The organism is Pelatocladus sp., from assembly GCF_059505505.1.
On record NZ_JCACKS010000101.1, the window covers coordinates 175,362 to 191,872 of the forward strand.

Below are 16,511 nucleotides of genomic sequence, written 5' to 3' on the forward strand. Positions count from 1 at the left end.
GTGTAAATGGTTGTTGTTTATATTTACCTTATAAACTACTGACTAAGTAAAAACCGAAGCAAAGCTGTGTTTGATTTTAGTTCTAATGAAGAATGTTCTAAGACTGATAATTCGTTCTTTTTGAGATATTCAAACTCAACTCAATTTCTCCCACAACAATTACACTCTTCTGTTAAAAGTATTACTAAAAGAATTATTGATATATTAGGAGCGATTGTTGGTCTAGCAATCACAGCAATATTGACTATTCCCATTGCAATTGCTACATTTTTTGACGATCCTGGTCCTCTATTCTACAGCCAAATTCGCTGTGGTTTGAACGGGCGTACCTTTCGGATGTGGAAGTTCCGCTCTATGATTGTTGGTGCAGAGAAACTCAAGCACTTAGTAAAAAATGAAGCCACAGGTCACATTTTTAAATCTACTGATGATCCACGCATCACTCGTGTAGGTAAATTTTTACGTCGAACTAGTCTAGATGAATTTCCTCAATTTTGGAATGTTTTGCGAGGAGAAATGAGTTTAGTCGGTACTCGTCCACCGACTCCTGATGAAGTGATACACTACCAAATACATCACTGGCAAAGATTACGAGTCAAACCAGGTATGACAGGAGAATGGCAAGCAAATGGTCGTTCCAGCATCACCGACTTTGAGAAGATAGTCAGTATGGACATAGATTACCAAAGTAAATGGTCAGTAATGTACGACTTGAGTCTGATTTTCAAGACGATATGGGTAGTTGTCAAAAAACATGGAGCCTGTTAGATTTTTTATTCTTATCCTTCATCCCTTGACTCCACTACCAGTTTCTGTGGGTACAATGTAGCGTTGTAAAAATAAAAACACCAGCATGACTGGAAGAATAGAAATTACTGAGCCAGCAGCTACTAACCGCCAATCAAGAGAAAAAGTACCAGCTAGTTTCGCTACACCTAAAGGTAGTGTATACAAGCTTTCATCTTGAATAACAATCAAAGGCCACAAAAAATCACTCCAAGAACCGATAAAAACGAAAATTGCCAGGGTAACTAATGCAGGACGAACTGCTGGTAACATCACGTACCACCATATACCTAATTCTGAACAGCCATCCATACGTGCTGCTTCTTCCATCTCTTTGGGGACACTCATAAAAGCTTGTCGTAAGAGAAAAATCCCAAAAGCAGAAGCTAGGCTAGGAAAAATCATTCCTAAGTAGGTATTTCTTAAGCCCAACTGGACTGTCAAAATATACAGGGGTATCATCACGATTTGAAACGGAATCATAATTGTGGAAATAATCGCGATAAAAATCCAGTCTCTTCCCGCAAATGACAGTCTAGCTAAAGGATAAGCAGCTAAAGCGCAAAACAGTAAATTTAATCCGACAGTCAGTACAGCAACAAAAGTACTATTGAATAGATATTGTCCAAAAGGATTAGATTGCCAAACGTTAACAAAGTTTTCTAAAGTTGGTTGGCTTGGTAACAACTGCGGTGGTGACTGAAAGATATTTTCGCTTTGAGATTTGAGTGCAGTACTTAAGAGCCAAAATAAAGGGAAAAGCGTTGCTAATGCGATCGCACTTAATATAGTGTACGTGCCGATGTTTTTTGTTTGTGAGTTGTGGCTGTAAAAACTCATAATCTTAATTGGGAATGGAGTTCAGCAATATTTGATTGTAGTCAAATTTTATTCATACTAGGTGATTAGAACTAGTATGCAAATTAAACCTGTTGATAGAGTAATAGAGACTGACGTTGGATAGAAGATTGAGTGGTTGTTTAGATCACTATTTTTCTTATGTCAGTCAGTACTATTGAGGCTTTTGCAAGCCAGGTTGCGATCGCATCACTCAATACCTATCAAAAGCGTCTTTCTCCTCACAAAGGTTTTTCCTGTCCCCATCGATTGCTTCATGGGGGTGATTCTTGTTCTGACTACATCAAGCGCCAACTGATTAACCAAAATTTGATCACAGCTATCCAAATGGCTCCCCAAAGATTTAAAGCTTGTAAAATAGCAGCTCAAACTCTGCAAAGTCAACGCGCAGCAAGTGGATGTATTGTGATTCCTTGTTGTATACCGATTTAAGCCAAAATCAACTGATACTCTAGAAGCGATCGCACTCAAAGCGATCGCTTCATTCCAAACTAATAGGTGTCCAACAATGTGTATTGGCGATCGATATCTAAAAACATGATATTTGTCATCGCTTCACTCCATATCAGCCATACTGACAAAATTCTTAATTCTTTTTGCTCTCTATATTCAGTAGGTTTCAGTTCTACATATCATAGAATGACATTTTCTGTAGTCTACTTAACGACATTTTCATAAAAAATAGCATACACTAGAAAATATAAGCCTTCCTCAAGGTATAAAACAAGGAAGGATATGAAGAAGATGAATATACCAGGAGAAAAATCATATGCAAAAAGTCCTGGGATCAACAGAATTGGAATATGCCTTTTTATTTACCCTACGAAAGGTAAATTCCATAACTACAGAAGGTTTCCAAGCATTTTTTAATAACTTACCTGTTGACCCTTATATTAAAGGAAACTATCGTACCAGAAGGCTATCACGTTTTATAGTTTCTGAAGATAAGTTAATCAAATTACCTCATGGTTATCTGTTTCAAAGTAAAGATTATAATCCCTTACTAGGTGATATTAAAAGAGAGTTTGCAGAATTAGATAATGCACTTATAGAACTAGATATATTTAAAAACCTAGTTTTCGCATTTAGTGATTCTTGTAAACTGCATCCAGAAGCAGAAATCGGAGTGCATCAAATCAGAACTAGTTGTTCACCAGATAATTTTGGTAATCCTGCACCTGAAGGTATTCATAGAGATGGGACTGATTTTATCGGTATCTTTTCTGTTGATAGAAAAAATATTCAAGGTGGAGAAACTCATTTATATACTGCTAAGAAAGAAAAGCCCGTTTTCAATAAAATTCTCTATCCGGGAGAATTAGTGCTGATAAATGACCATCAGTTCTTTCACTTTACCACTCCTATTAAACCTATAGCAGAGGGCGTAGGAACAAGGGATGTTTTTGTACTAACTTCGCCAAGCTTGCTTTCTGATTAATTGGTTGTTGTTTATCTTAACTAATTAATCAACAGCAAATATTTTGCAATCAATAAGATATGGGGAATTGAAAGCAGTCATTTCCCCAGCTTCTTTTCCTGGAATGGGAAATAATCTTGCTGATAAAGGCTTATCTAGCTTGATGGCTAAAGTTGCTATATCCATTAATATTGCTGCAATCTTTTCTGTAGAAATATTCCCAGGTATGGGAACTGTATCTAGTCCACAACCACAAACTGCCGAGTATAATAGTAAATTAGTAATATTATAAGTTTGTTCGTTTGCTCTGGTTGCCAAACCTACATCTTCACAAACAGGAAGCATCAAACCAGAATAACCACAGATTTTCACTGGTACACTTTTTAAAACACGAGTTAACATCCCAGAAACTGTTAGTGTTCCTTGATAGCCAAATTTGCTATTCATCAGTTTTTCATAAGCAAAAGCAATACTTTCTTGTCGCTCTAAAGGTGGTGCTAATGATGTATCAATGCCGTTATAATTAATACCAAAGTTTGCAGATATCTTTTCGCCTATATCTGTTAATTTATTTAATTCATCTGCTAAAAACAATTGTAAGTTTCTTTCTGCTAATTGAATATTATTATTGGCTGTACTAAAACTTTTCATTACTAAATCGCTGCACTCTATACCAAGAGCAAAAGATGTATCACCTTCATGGTATGCAGCAGGAAAAAATGGTATGCTTGAGTTACAATTTGCCCAAGCACAAAATCGAAAGTTTCCATAACCATTTTCAGTTTCTTGAGAAATACGTTTAATAGCTTTTGCAGATTCTAAAGTACTCTCATAGTTAATACCAGTTTCTTTGTCGCCAATTTTAGAAGAAGAAAAAATCAAAGATGTACTTTTTTTTATTTCCGGAATAATCGCAATATTTTCGGGACGGCTGGCATATCCGATATTAAAAAAATTGATATTAAGTTCATCACAAAATTTTTCTAGATTTTTAATAATACTGATAATCTCTGTGTGAGATAAATATTGTAGATATTCTTCCCATGAATTTGTAGTTATTCTAGTTGTTTGAACTTCATAACCAAATTGTTCAAAAAAAGTTTTTGCTTGTTGATTAAACTCCGCAGCTTGCTTAATTTTATCTTTTTCTTGGGGAGAAGCTAAGGAAATACCTGTGGTAATTGCTCTAATTTTCATATTTAAATTTAAGTTATAAATTGCAGTAATTTTATATAATTATATCTAGAATAAATAAAAACATATAATCTAATTTAAAAAGTAAGCTCCCTGACTTCGCAGAAGTTGTCGGGGATTTTATTATTCACGAATAGTTTAGGGATAAAAATAGGTAAATAACTGAATTATCCTGCGATTTCAATAGCAGGTGGTTTTTTGAACATTCAGGCTGAGATTCTCCGAAACAGAGGAGCTAGAAGTGAGATTGTATATTTGATTTAGTTTAAGTTCATAATAAATGTTAAAGCATTTCTAAAAAACGTTTGAATGTTTTCTATAGATCAATAAGTGTTTGTAACCACAACTCAATTTCAACTTAATACTGTTGGTGTTAAGCTCGCAATCCTTATGTAGAGACGCGAAATATATTAGAGACGCGAAATTTCGCGTCTATACTCACCAAAACATATGATTCAGAAAGTGATGTAATAACTTTGGTTCTTTCGGTTCTTGATAATCTTTCGGTAATAAATCCATCAATGCTACTTCTAACTGATCTACAATTACTTGTATTTCTTGTGCTTTGGGACGACTAGATTGAGAGGAAATAATCAGTTTGCCAAATCGAACAGTTAATTGTTTGCAGAGGTACAGATCTTGTGTACCAACTAAGACTACAGGTAATATTGGTACTCCAGAACGCAAAGCATAAATAGCAACACCACGTTTGAGAGGAACAAATAACTGAGCTTCGGCATTGCCCAATCTTCCTTCTGGAAATAGAATTATACTTTCCCCACGAGCAAAAATGCCTTGAACAATACGATCTAAGCGTCGCATCAATTCTATAGAGTTACCTGTAGGGACATATTTTTCTATAGCATCTGCTAATTCAGCTAGATCTTCATCTCCAGTCTTCGCAGCTTGTATTACTGCTAATTCTTCTTTCCAAATCCGTTCTATAGGTATGACTCCCTTAGCCAAATGTAGAAATTGTCGTTTCCACCACTGATTATAAAGAGTACGAGCATCGCCAAAAATATAGGTATAAGGATGTGCGGGTAATTCTGATAGTAATAAAAATGGATCAATATGATTGAGATGGTTAGCTGCAATTAACACTGGTTGAGTAGGAATCCGTTCTGAAAACTCAACTTTCACCCAAAATAAACTATGGATGAGACTCCGTATTACCTTTCGCCGCATCTGGCCACTAACTTTGTGTTCCGAACCACCTTCAGCAATTGCTTCCGCCTCTTGTAGCGCTTGGCGGATAATTTCATTAGCATGGCGATCGCGTGCATAAGCAACACCTTCTTTTGCACGTTGAATCGTTGCTTGTGTTAGCGGTGTCAAAACTGCTTCTTGTGCATCATTTGAATTTGGCTGAGGAATCAACGGACTATTGGACATGAATTTTATTAGCAATTCTTGATATTTGACCCTATAAATAGGGTTTGGATAAGACCAAAAATCTTGTGTAGAGACGCAAAATTTCGCGTCTCTACATGACAAAATCATACCGAAAAATCCTTAACCGAAGCGTATTGTGTGCTAATCTACAAATTTCCTAATCTGGTGAGTATTTAACAAAAAATGTGAAATGGCATTCTGTTATTAATCTATGCTAAAGCTTCCCTTAGTAGTAATTTGATTTGGACAGTTAGCTTTATGTCCTAAGATACTCATTGGCAAAAAGCAAGAATCACAACCTTGAGTATGAATTTTTGGTAGACGGTTAGCTAATTGTCATACCCAATAAAAAAAGCTCTCTTGCCTTTAGCACACAAGAGAGCGACGGTGTGGTGTGAGGAGCAATATTTAATGTTTGCTACCAGGAATTCTACCAGAATATTTATGAATAATTAATGACATGGGTATGAAAATTATGTGTAGATACGTAACAGCTTGTTATGAGACATTAATTCATGCTCCCATTCCCGAATACCGCTTCAATCCTTGTCGCCATAACCAACGATTCAAACCAAAAAACAACAAAATCCAACCCAACATTGACACCAATCCCTGTGTCAAATTTACAGGTATTCCTACCAAAATACTGGCAGGAAAATTAATCAAATAAGGAAAAGGAGTAAAAAGTACTACCGTCCTGACTGATTCCGGAAAAACCTCAAGAGGGGCAATCATACCAGATAAAAATAAAAAGAACAAAAACCAGAAATCTTCTAAAGCGCTTGCTCTTTCTGTCCAAAAAGAGAATATAGCAAAAGTGTACTGAATTGCAAAGCGTAAAATAAAAGCTAATATCACCACTAAACTAAACAATAAAAAAGTTCCTAAACTCGGTATCCAAAAAGCTTGGGGATATAGTAGAAAAAACAACCCTACTAAGACAATTGCGAACGGGATACGAGCGACTCTTTCACTAACATGAGCAGCAACATGATGCCATACTGGGTCAATTGGTTGTAGCAATCGGTTAGAAAGTTTACCTTCTACTACTTCCCTTTCCACTTCCCAAATTACCCATACAACTGTGAACTGTCTCACAAGAAAAACAGCCAGAAAGTAACGAGCAAAATCCACAGATGTTAAACCGAATTGTCCACCTTGAGCAGCTTGTATCCAAACTCCCATCAGGATAATTGGTAAAGAGCCAGCTAATACCCATAAAATTAGTTCTGCACGATACTCCACCATGTAAGCGTAATACACAGACAGAAAAGTTAATATTGTTTTGATTAGTCTTTGCATAATGAGTTATGTGTCATTTGTCATTAGTTACTAACCACCAATCATCAACAACGAACAAACAACAATTTTTAACTACTAACTACCCCTGCTTGAAATACTCTTCCAATTACTTCTTCGACTGGTGGTTCATTCACAGTTAAATCAATCACATCTAACTCTGCGAGAATCCGCGAGACGGTGCGTGTCAAATCTTCTTGCTGCACCATAAAACACACCATCCGTCCATCTAATTTTTGGACATCACCGTAAAACATGAGTCTTTGTTTTGACAGAGGTTGTGTTAATTCCACATGTACTTCTCGATAAGGTGCAAACTTTTCTAATAGTCCATCGAGACTACCGTCATACATCAACTTACCTTGGTGAATTAATAATACCCGTTGACACAGAGCGGTGATATCTGCCATGTAATGACTAGTCAACAGTACTGTAGCTTGATAACGCTGATTATACTCTCGTAAAAAGTCGCGCACTCCTACTTGAGCATTAACATCTAGTCCCAAAGTTGGTTCATCTAAAAACAGTACCGAAGGACGATGTAAAAGTGCTGCTAAAATTTCTGCTTTCATCCGCTCACCTAAAGACAGCTTGCGTACTGGTTGATTAAGTTTTCCTTCTAGAGACAGCATTTCGGTGAGTTCGCCGACTCGCTTTTTAAATTCGCGATCGCTAATATTGTAAACAGCAGCGTTAATTTTTAAAGAATCTACTGCTGGTAAATCCCAAATTAATTGTTGCTTTTGTCCCATTACTAGGGTTATTTTCTGCAAAAATGCTTCTTGGCGACGAAAGGGAACATAACCAGCGACTTTAACTATACCGCTAGAAGGATGAATCAACCCTGTCAGCATTTTGAGTGTGGTGGTTTTTCCAGCACCATTCGGCCCTAAAAACCCAACTACTTCACCAGGTGCGATTGCAAAAGAAACATCTTGAACTGCTTTGATTTGGCGATAGGTGCGGCGAAAAAAGTGGTTAATTGTTCCAGCAATACCTGGTTCTTTTACCGCGACAGGATAAATCTTGCTCAGATTTTGAGCTTCAATGATTGGCATAAGGTAGATGGTAGTTAGTGGTTAGTAGTTAGTGGTTAATGTTTGTTTAGGAAGCATCCCAATTTTTTCAATATAACGCGCTTGGGTTTAAACCCTTAGCTAATAGCACAAGTCGTCTGAAGACGACTCCAATAAATCGGGAGCATCTCAATTTCTGAAAAAGACCTGGCGACTAGAAGTCGCTATCGTAAACGTCCTGATCGCAAAATACTAATAACCAGCCACAAACCTAAAAAAGTTGCCGTAGCAAATAATACGTTACTCAGAAGAGAAAACTGTGGAGTTCTCGCATTGCTAGAAATAATTGCTGCTCCCATAATCAGTGAACCTACCAAGATACTAAAAGAAAGCCGATTGGCAGCATCATCGGTGGTACGGCGCAAGCTATCTAAACCACGTACATTTAAATTCCACTGTAATGTTTCTGATGTGACTCGATCTAGTAGTAATTCGATTTGTCGGGGAGATTGTAAAGAGAGACTTTTAAGATCTAGCGCTGTTCTGAGGAGCGATCGCACAGGTGATTCTCCGAACAACTGACGACGGAATAAATCTGTAATCAATGGTTGAATTTCATCTATAAAATTCAGATCTGGATTAAATGATCGTGCTACTCCCTCTAAATTAGCTAGGGTTTTGGCATACAAACCCATATTACTAGGTAAACGAATTTTATTATTACGAGCGACTTGTAACAGTTCATAAATGATCTGACTGAAATTCATTTGCGACAAGTTCAAGTTATAGTACTTCCGCAACATTCGGTCATAATCATTTTCGAGACGAGACAAAATTACAGGTTGATTTGAATCTGCTAACTGCAAAGTTAACTGGGCGCACCGTTGAGCATCTAAATCAACTATTGCTAATAACATTTCTGTTAAAATCTGCTGTGTACGCGGATCGAGTCGCCCCATCATACCGCAGTCAATTAAAGCAATCCGCCCATCTTTAAGATAAAAAATATTGCCTGGATGGGGATCGGCATGAAAAAATCCATCTATATATAATTGTTGGAAAAAAGCACGAAATAACAAGGTAGTAATTTCTTGTCTTTCTAAAGTCGGGCTTTTACCATTTTGGCTAGTTAAATTTGCCGACAACAACGGTACACCATCCAACCATTCCATTACTAGTAATTTTTGCGTTGTCAAATCCCAGTAAATTTGCGCGACTATGATCTGAGTTGGATCAAACCAGCGACTCTGGGATAAATTGCGCCGCAAATCGTCAGTATAACTAGCTTCTAGTGTAAAATCTAACTCTGCTTCCAAGGCTTTGACAAACTCTTCAGCGATAGATTTGATTTCGTAGCTTTGACCAAATTCAGTACGTGCTACTAAATCAGCAATACCTTGAATCAGAGCAATATCTCTAGCAACAGTAATATCAATTCCTGGACGTTGCACTTTCAAAGCAACTTCTCGACCATCTTTGAGGATAGCTTGATGTGTTTGAGCAATGGAACCAGCTGCTACTGCTATAGGATTAATGCTTATGAAAGTTTCTTCTAAAGGTTGTTTGAGTTGTTGACGAATTAGAACTTCTATTTCTGACCAAGGAACTGGTGGTACTTCATCTTGCAGTGTTGATAGTTCTTCAATATAAGAACCACTTAGTAAGTCTGGACGGGTAGAAAGTAGTTGACCCAATTTGACGTACACAGGCCCTAAATCAACCAAGATATTTTTCAAAACTGCTGGTGTGGGTAATTGAGGCTCATCAGCTTTACCACCTGTGAGCAATCTTCGCATATAGTCCCAGCCATTACGGAAAAGAACTTCAACGATTTCTCGTTGACGGGGAACTGTTTGAGTGAGAAACATAATTTCAATAAATCGCTATTAAGTAGAAGGAAAAAACAGGAAAATAATTGTTAAATGTTTTGAGGTATTTAGAATTTGCTCCTTCATCATTTCATACTCCGAAAACGTGCTTTTGCTTGCTCAAATGCATCTTGCATCACAGATTGAATTTTCTGAGGATCGGGTTTTTTACCTCCCATTAAATCCCCGAAGTATACACAAGCACCTTCGCCTAATGCCCAAGTATAGGCAGCAGACCAAGAAGCAGCAATCACACTACCGAAACCAGGTATAAATTTAACTAATTCTCGTGCTACAGTTCTTGCAAAAAAACCACCTGCGATCGCACTCACGACACCACCAGCTTGAGAAGGTGTAAGTGTCTGTCCATATAATTTACCTAATAACCCAACCATTGATACTTGCAATGCAATTAACACAGGCATTGTCGCCAAGGGTAAAGGTGTGGCGGCGATCGTTGCAGCGATCACAGCAAATGCCAAAATGTAACGCCGTCCTACATCTCGGTAGAGATTACCAATCTTCTCACCAGTTTCCTGATCTAATAACTGGTGAATTGCTCGCGCTTCGGCTTCTGGAAGTAAATCTGCTAAAGTATCTCTCAACACTTCTAAGCCGTAAAATACTGGTGTGTAACCATCTTCTTCGAGGGTAAAGTCGATGAGTACAGAGCGATCGCACAGTCCAGCAAAAGTTTCTTGTATGGCAGTGAAAGCACGGTTGAGTTCTTCGTATACTGGTGGATATTCTGGATGATCGGCAACATCAGGAGGATAAACCTCATGTAAACAGGTAACTGCCAATACACAGGGAATGTCTGGATATTTTTGACGTAACTCCTGAGCAATTTGTCGTAGTGTATCGGTGGCGAAGTCGTTAATTTTGACAGTGAGAATCATGACTTTGGCGCCACGACTCTGTTTTTGTAAATCTCCAATCAGTTCTTGAATGACTATTTCTGTATCTTGATTAACATCACCTAGCCCAACAGTATCAGTAAAAATCAGCAAAGGTAGATCATTAGAAGGATAGGCGTAGCGCTTAGTGTTTTGAGTATGAGGACGAAATCCTTGACCAACAATATCGGCCGAAACACCCGTCAATCCCCTGACAATGGAGCTTTTACCAGCTTGGGGCTTCCCAATCAATAAGGCTTCTGTGGTCGGTAGTTCTGCTCGTACTTGCTCTAAAATCTCTGCAACTTGAGCTTCGCTGACACTAAACCACTTCACAAACAACTGTGATATTTTTTCTACGGGTAGAGCTTGGATCAATCGTCCTGTTGTCTTATTCCAAACACTTGCAATCGGATTTGTCTTGGAATCATCTACCGACTCTTTGTTGACATCATCAGTCGGTTCATTTGAGTGTTGCATATTTGCTGACGGTAAATCAGGCTCACGTTCTTCAGTCATTGTCCTTTAAAAAATCTCTTTAAAATAGACAAAATACGGTATTGATAAAAATCCAAAAATAAGTGCTAAAACGAGTAAATATAATCTTTGGGTAGTACGTTGAGCCATAACCAAGATTTCCTGATAGGAAAACTGATGATTCTGAATCCTAAAAAAGGCTGGCGGACTAAATATATATGGCAGTAAACGATTTAGTAGAAGTCGGAAAACAAAATTAATACTCCACAGCCACTTGCGTAGGGGAGCTTGGTTATACTGCCACGGATAAGCAATTTGAGCAAGACGTACTAATGCTTTGGTATCTGCTAAACGCCAAGATTCATATAAAGGTAAAGCATCCGAAAGTTTATCTTCACTTCTTTCGAGTGCGTCATTCAAAATATACACATCTTCTAATGCTGAATTTACACCTTGTCCAATATCAGGTGGAAAGCAATGAATAGCATCTCCTAAAAGTACTATCCCTTTGTTTGTCTGTTGTTTTAACAAAAAGTACAATCCAGAAGAATACTGAGGATTGGGGAAGTAACCACCTTCACTTTTTGCAAATCGTTCTGCTTCTGGAAGCGACAAGATTTTATCGATAGGTAATTGCGGGAAAGCTTGTTGAATAAACTTGTAAACTTCCTCACCACTTTGCAATTCCCAAATTTGATGATCTGGATATGTAACGATATTGGCACTACGAGGCTCGTCGGGATTTTTCAGAGGTAACAAACCCAGAGATACAGAGTATTTACGACCCCGAAATGCACCACGAATACCATAAGCCATTGTGCTGACAGTGTGTTCTTTGCCAGCGTTATCAAGAGGAAAATTTGGCGGGAAACTCAATACTTTATACCTCAAACCTGAACTAGGCGAGGGGAATTTCTTCATTTCAAATCTATTTGATGTAGATTTATCCCACTTTTTCAGAGTGTCCCGAACAATAGAGTTTATCCCATCACAACCGACAATCAAATCAGGCTCAAATTTAGTTTTATTGCTATTGTTAGTGTGAGCAAAAACTTCTAGTTTTTCTGCTTCTTCACTATCCACAGCTATTTTATTGATTTCCACACATTGCGTGTTAAATAACACAGTGATGTGATCTGACCAATTATTTTCTATTTCTTGGTAAAGCAAATTAACAAATGCTCTGCGTGGTATCCAGTAGGCAGTTTTTCGGTTTGGATCTGCAACAGGTACTTTAGATGTTTTGCGACTGCCATTTGGTTTAATAAGTGTTAAATAAAACTCTGTGGTTGGTACACTAATCGTTGCTAACTGCTGAGTTAATTCAAATAAGTCAGTAAATTTTTGACCTCGACCATCAATTAAGTAATTAAATGACTTGTCAGGTTCATAATAATCCGCAGTAGGACGTTTTTCTAGAACTGTAATATTTGTCCAACTGCGTTTAGCTAACATTAAAGCAGTTGCAAGTCCTGCTGGTCCTCCCCCAACAATTAATACATTTTGCTGAGAATATTTGCTCTCCTTTTCTGCCAAAGATGTTTTGGTAAGCATATGATTTTTGGTGTTGACATTAGCCATCACTATCTACGAGTTTCTCTTGTATCTATGTTACTAACGGAGCATCCCAATTTTTCAATGTACTGCTAAGAGTTTAAACCCTTAGCTAATAGCACAAGTCGTCTTCAGACGACTCCAATAAATCAAGCAGTCTGCTTAAGCAGACTTTCAGCTATTAGAGTAGAGTTTTTTGAACATTTGGGATGCTCCTTGTTACTAACAAGTAGCTTATGGTTTATACCAAGCGCTAAAGCGCCTACTACAAACAAGTTTCCCTGCATTAGTGAGGCTTTTTGAAATGTAACACTATAGTCTTGATTACAACCAGAGTCTCAAGATAGACACCAATGAGACAATTATCAGTTATCAGTTTACTGATTGAGGAATTTAGCCACTGTCTGCACATCTTTATCGCCACGTCCAGAACAGTTAATCACAATCCGGGGACTACCGCTAAGTTGGGGACACAGGGTTTCGAGGTAGGCGATCGCATGGGCGGTTTCTAGTGCAGGTATAATTCCTTCTAAGCGCGAAAGTCTTTGGAATGCGGCTAAAGCTTCAGCATCAGTAACACTATAATATTCAGCACGTCCACAATCTTTTAAATAGCTATGTTCTGGCCCAACACCTGGATAGTCTAAACCAGCGCTAATTGAATGGGCCTCTATCACCTGTCCATCGTTATCTTGTAGCAGGTAACTCATGGCTCCATGCAATACACCAACCCGTCCTTTTGTCAAGGTGGCTGCATGTTTTTCTGTATCCACGCCTTCGCCAGCAGCTTCTACACCAATTAATCGCACAGACGCCTCATTCACAAACTCGTGAAAAAGTCCCATTGCATTAGAACCACCACCGACACAAGCCATGAGAATATCAGGTAAGCTTCCCCATTTTTCCATTGCTTGAGCGCGGGTTTCTTGTCCAATCACTGCATGAAAATCGCGTACCATCATCGGATAAGGATGAGGTCCAGCCACCGAACCCAAGATATAGTGAGTGGTTTCGACATTTGTCACCCAATCCCGAATTGCTTGCGAAGTGGCATCCTTGAGTGTACCTGTTCCCGCCGCTACTGGTCGGACTTCTGCCCCCATCAGCTTCATTCTAAATACATTTAAAGCTTGACGTTCCATATCGTGAACGCCCATATAAATCACACATTCTAAACCAAACCGAGCGCACACTGTCGCTGTTGCTACACCATGTTGACCAGCACCAGTTTCGGCAATAATCCGCTTTTTGCCCATGCGCTTCGCTAACAACACCTGAGCGATCGCATTGTTAATTTTGTGAGCGCCTGTATGATTTAAATCTTCACGCTTTAAGTAAATTTGCGCCCCTGTACCATCTGGTCTGGCATAATGAGCGGTGAGGCGTTCAGCAAAATATAAAGGAGTGGCACGTCCTACGTAATCGCGAAGTAATTTTTGTAATTCTGCAACAAAAGCAGGTTGATTGCGATATTGCTCGTATGCTGTTTCTAATTCTGCCAGTGCTGGCATTAATGTTTCTGGAACATATTTACCACCAAAGCGACCAAAGCGTCCTTGGAGGTCGGGGTGTTGATTAGTTGGGGAATTAGGGAAAATGGGAGTAGTAGTCATGCGATTTTGGATTTTAGATTTTCGATTGATGAGGCACAGGTGAGGAATTATCGGTTAAAGGCTGAACTTTGAACTACAAGACGAACTTCATTATAAAAAAGTCTGAAGCGCATTAGGATAAAAACAGATTAGTTAAGACTACTAACACAGTTGTCAGTTTTTGATAACTGATAACTGATAACTGATAACTGATTATTAAAGTTTATGGCTTCCTCAAAGGATAAATCATCAAGCGATCGCTTTGTCTACCGCGAATTTGGTGACAACTACTCGCCAGCATTAGAAAGACCAACTCAAGAACTACCACCCGAAAAACAAAATGTACGAGTGCAAGCAACTCGCGCTGGACGCAAAGGGAAAACTGTCACTGTCATTAGCGGTTTTCAAACCAAACCAGAAACTTTGCAAGCATTAGTCAAACAGCTGAAAACTCAGTGCGGTACAGGTGGGACAGTTAAAGATAACGAAATTGAAATTCAAGGCGAACACAAGCAGAAAATCCTAGAAACTTTGATCAAGTTGGGGTACAAAGCCAAAATTAGTGGTGGTTGATATTTCACAGTTAATTGATTGGGAGGCGCTTTTCAAGTCAGCTGGATAAGTCCTAATTTTTGCAAAAATTAGGACTGAGTATCAAAATTAAAACAAAATATTTGTATTAAAAAAAATTTTTTCTTTAAAAAGTGTTATTACTCGCGATCGCCAATGTGACTTCACTAAAGTGCTTATCTATAAGTGCAGGTACTTGTGCAGCTTTGATCCGACTATAGCGGGTTTTATCTGGCATGACTAAATTAGGCCCTGCTTTGCAATTTTTCATGCAGCCAGTTCCCTTAATCGTTACCTGATCTTCTAAACCGCGATCGCTCATAGCTGCTTGTATAGCCTGACACACCTGTTTGCCGCCACGTTTCATGCAATCAGATTTTTGACATACCAATATAGTTGATTTTGCGACTTTTGGCTTGGATTGTTCGATAGATGAGGTGGTGGACTGCTGAGGTGGTGGTGTGAGGTTTTCTGCGTATCTGTGACTCTCAAAAGACGCTGCTAAAATTCGTTCAGCTTTGAATTTGACTTCACCAGTTTTGCGATCGCATTTTTTTTCACCCACAACTTGCAACCAAGTACCACGTGGTAAACGCCAGTCAAATCCTGCTCGTAAATGTTTAGCTAATTTTACATAACATTCGCCATCGGGCGTAGCTAGCAGTAGTCCTTTAAGTTTATAGCCATCTTTGATCACGAAATCGAGGAATCTAGCCTCCATACAAAATGCTGTTGTTTCAGTGTTGTGGAAATGACTCATGGTTGTTACCTAATTGTTGACTCATACAACTAATCAAGCGAGATATTACTTGGGACAGCTTGGAGACTAAGCTACCAACACCCTTCTAAAGCCCAAATCAATACTTGCCGAGACGCGGTAAATTGCCGTAGGACACTCCAAATTTGAATAGCGGTGTAAGCATTTTCAACTTGAACTGTCAACGGTTGGTTAGTCTCGCACCAACAGGGGATATCTAATTCCTGCAAGCGTTGATAGACTTGCCAACGATCTGACCAATTTACCTCTACAACGTGTTTTGCTTCTATTTCTGAACTAAAAGACTTCAAGATTGCCGCCCTCAAAGTGCTATAAACTCGCAGCAAAGACTGCGCCTTGACTCCCTTGACATAGATGTTTTTAGGAGTTGAACTCCTTAAACCAGCATAACCTAAGTGCAAACCTTTCTCATTAGTTTTTGAAAAAGATTTTCAATGAGGACTGCAAACTAGAGGAATATCGAATTATAAATATAAAAGACGAGAAATAATGAGAAAAATTATTAAAATACCCAGTTAAAGCCGAAAAATCAAAGATAATTGCTATTTATTCTCAAAAAAATCAATTAGGAAGACAATATGTTTTTTCCTTCCTCCTTCTTAATGCAAATCTTTACTTTTTCTACAAACTCTATTTACTGCTAACGGACGAAATAAACTTGTGTTGATGACATTGTGAATATCTGACTTTGGTCGCAAGTAAAAATCAAGTTACTTGATGATATGTATTTTCAATAATAAATAAAAACAGAAATTTAATGCACTGAGAAATTAAAATTTAATCATATTGATCAACCCGGTTTTCATTTTTA

At 38.3% G+C, this 16,511-nt stretch carries 15 protein-coding genes; 4 read left to right on the plus strand and 11 right to left on the minus strand.

From position 1 onward, the window contains the following. The first annotated feature begins 120 nt into the window (after nt 1–120). Nucleotides 121–768: a sugar transferase gene (locus AC5JMK_RS09780; RefSeq protein WP_495909964.1), complete on the plus strand. Its 648-nt coding sequence runs from the start codon at nt 121–123 to the stop codon at nt 766–768. Between the two features lie 18 nt (nt 769–786). Here AC5JMK_RS09780 and AC5JMK_RS09785 read toward each other — a convergent pair whose 3' ends face one another. Next, the gene (locus AC5JMK_RS09785; RefSeq protein WP_096674457.1) at nt 787–1,626 is read right to left on the minus strand and encodes a carbohydrate ABC transporter permease; all 840 of its coding nucleotides are present in this window, start codon (nt 1,624–1,626) and stop codon (nt 787–789) included. Nucleotides 1,627–1,785: 159 nt separating this feature from the next. Between AC5JMK_RS09785 and yidD the strand changes: the two genes are divergently transcribed. After that, a complete protein-coding gene (gene yidD, locus AC5JMK_RS09790; RefSeq protein ID WP_096674455.1) occupies nt 1,786–2,076 on the plus strand; it encodes a membrane protein insertion efficiency factor YidD in 291 nt (96 codons plus the stop codon). Between the two features lie 337 nt (nt 2,077–2,413). Further along, nucleotides 2,414–3,082 (plus strand): 2OG-Fe dioxygenase family protein, encoded by a 669-nt coding sequence (locus AC5JMK_RS09795; protein ID WP_096674453.1) that lies wholly within the window; start codon nt 2,414–2,416, stop codon nt 3,080–3,082. 24 nt (nt 3,083–3,106) lie between these two features. Here AC5JMK_RS09795 and AC5JMK_RS09800 read toward each other — a convergent pair whose 3' ends face one another. From AC5JMK_RS09800 to trpB, 8 genes are all read right to left on the minus strand, one after another. Further along, the gene (locus AC5JMK_RS09800; RefSeq protein WP_495909965.1) at nt 3,107–4,258 is read right to left on the minus strand and encodes a DUF711 family protein; all 1,152 of its coding nucleotides are present in this window, start codon (nt 4,256–4,258) and stop codon (nt 3,107–3,109) included. 435 nt (nt 4,259–4,693) lie between these two features. Next, nucleotides 4,694–5,650 carry a lysophospholipid acyltransferase family protein gene (locus AC5JMK_RS09805; protein ID WP_096674449.1) on the minus strand — a complete coding sequence of 319 codons (957 nt, stop codon included), beginning with the start codon at nt 5,648–5,650 and terminating at the stop codon, nt 4,694–4,696. A 513-nt stretch (nt 5,651–6,163) separates the two neighbouring features. Next, nucleotides 6,164–6,952, minus strand: coding sequence for an ABC transporter permease (locus AC5JMK_RS09810; protein WP_495909966.1), 789 nt, complete (start codon nt 6,950–6,952; stop codon nt 6,164–6,166). A 68-nt stretch (nt 6,953–7,020) separates the two neighbouring features. Next, nucleotides 7,021–8,007: an ABC transporter ATP-binding protein gene (locus tag AC5JMK_RS09815; RefSeq protein WP_096674445.1), complete on the minus strand. Its 987-nt coding sequence runs from the start codon at nt 8,005–8,007 to the stop codon at nt 7,021–7,023. Between the two features lie 182 nt (nt 8,008–8,189). Then, the gene (locus AC5JMK_RS09820; protein WP_096674443.1) at nt 8,190–9,833 is read right to left on the minus strand and encodes an ABC1 kinase family protein; all 1,644 of its coding nucleotides are present in this window, start codon (nt 9,831–9,833) and stop codon (nt 8,190–8,192) included. Nucleotides 9,834–9,919: 86 nt separating this feature from the next. Beyond that, nucleotides 9,920–11,248 (minus strand): GTPase family protein, encoded by a 1,329-nt coding sequence (locus AC5JMK_RS09825; protein ID WP_495909967.1) that lies wholly within the window; start codon nt 11,246–11,248, stop codon nt 9,920–9,922. Nucleotides 11,249–11,254: 6 nt separating this feature from the next. Next, a complete protein-coding gene (locus AC5JMK_RS09830) occupies nt 11,255–12,760 on the minus strand; it encodes an FAD-dependent oxidoreductase (protein WP_495909983.1) in 1,506 nt (501 codons plus the stop codon). Nucleotides 12,761–13,137: 377 nt separating this feature from the next. Continuing rightward, on the minus strand, nt 13,138–14,373 hold the full coding sequence (gene trpB / locus AC5JMK_RS09835; protein WP_096674439.1) for a tryptophan synthase subunit beta: 1,236 nt from the start codon (nt 14,371–14,373) through the stop codon (nt 13,138–13,140). 204 nt (nt 14,374–14,577) lie between these two features. Here trpB and AC5JMK_RS09840 point away from each other — a divergent pair, with 204 nt between their 5' ends. Further along, nucleotides 14,578–14,925, plus strand: coding sequence for a translation initiation factor (locus AC5JMK_RS09840; RefSeq protein ID WP_495909968.1), 348 nt, complete (start codon nt 14,578–14,580; stop codon nt 14,923–14,925). 124 nt (nt 14,926–15,049) lie between these two features. Here AC5JMK_RS09840 and AC5JMK_RS09845 read toward each other — a convergent pair whose 3' ends face one another. Together AC5JMK_RS09845 and AC5JMK_RS09850 are read right to left on the minus strand one after the other, a co-directional pair. Then, nucleotides 15,050–15,682: a (2Fe-2S) ferredoxin domain-containing protein gene (locus AC5JMK_RS09845; protein ID WP_495909969.1), complete on the minus strand. Its 633-nt coding sequence runs from the start codon at nt 15,680–15,682 to the stop codon at nt 15,050–15,052. Nucleotides 15,683–15,753: 71 nt separating this feature from the next. Then, complete coding sequence (locus tag AC5JMK_RS09850) at nt 15,754–15,990, minus strand: Asr1405/Asl0597 family protein (RefSeq protein WP_096678744.1); 237 nt, start codon at nt 15,988–15,990, stop codon at nt 15,754–15,756. Nucleotides 15,991–16,511 lie beyond the last annotated feature (521 nt).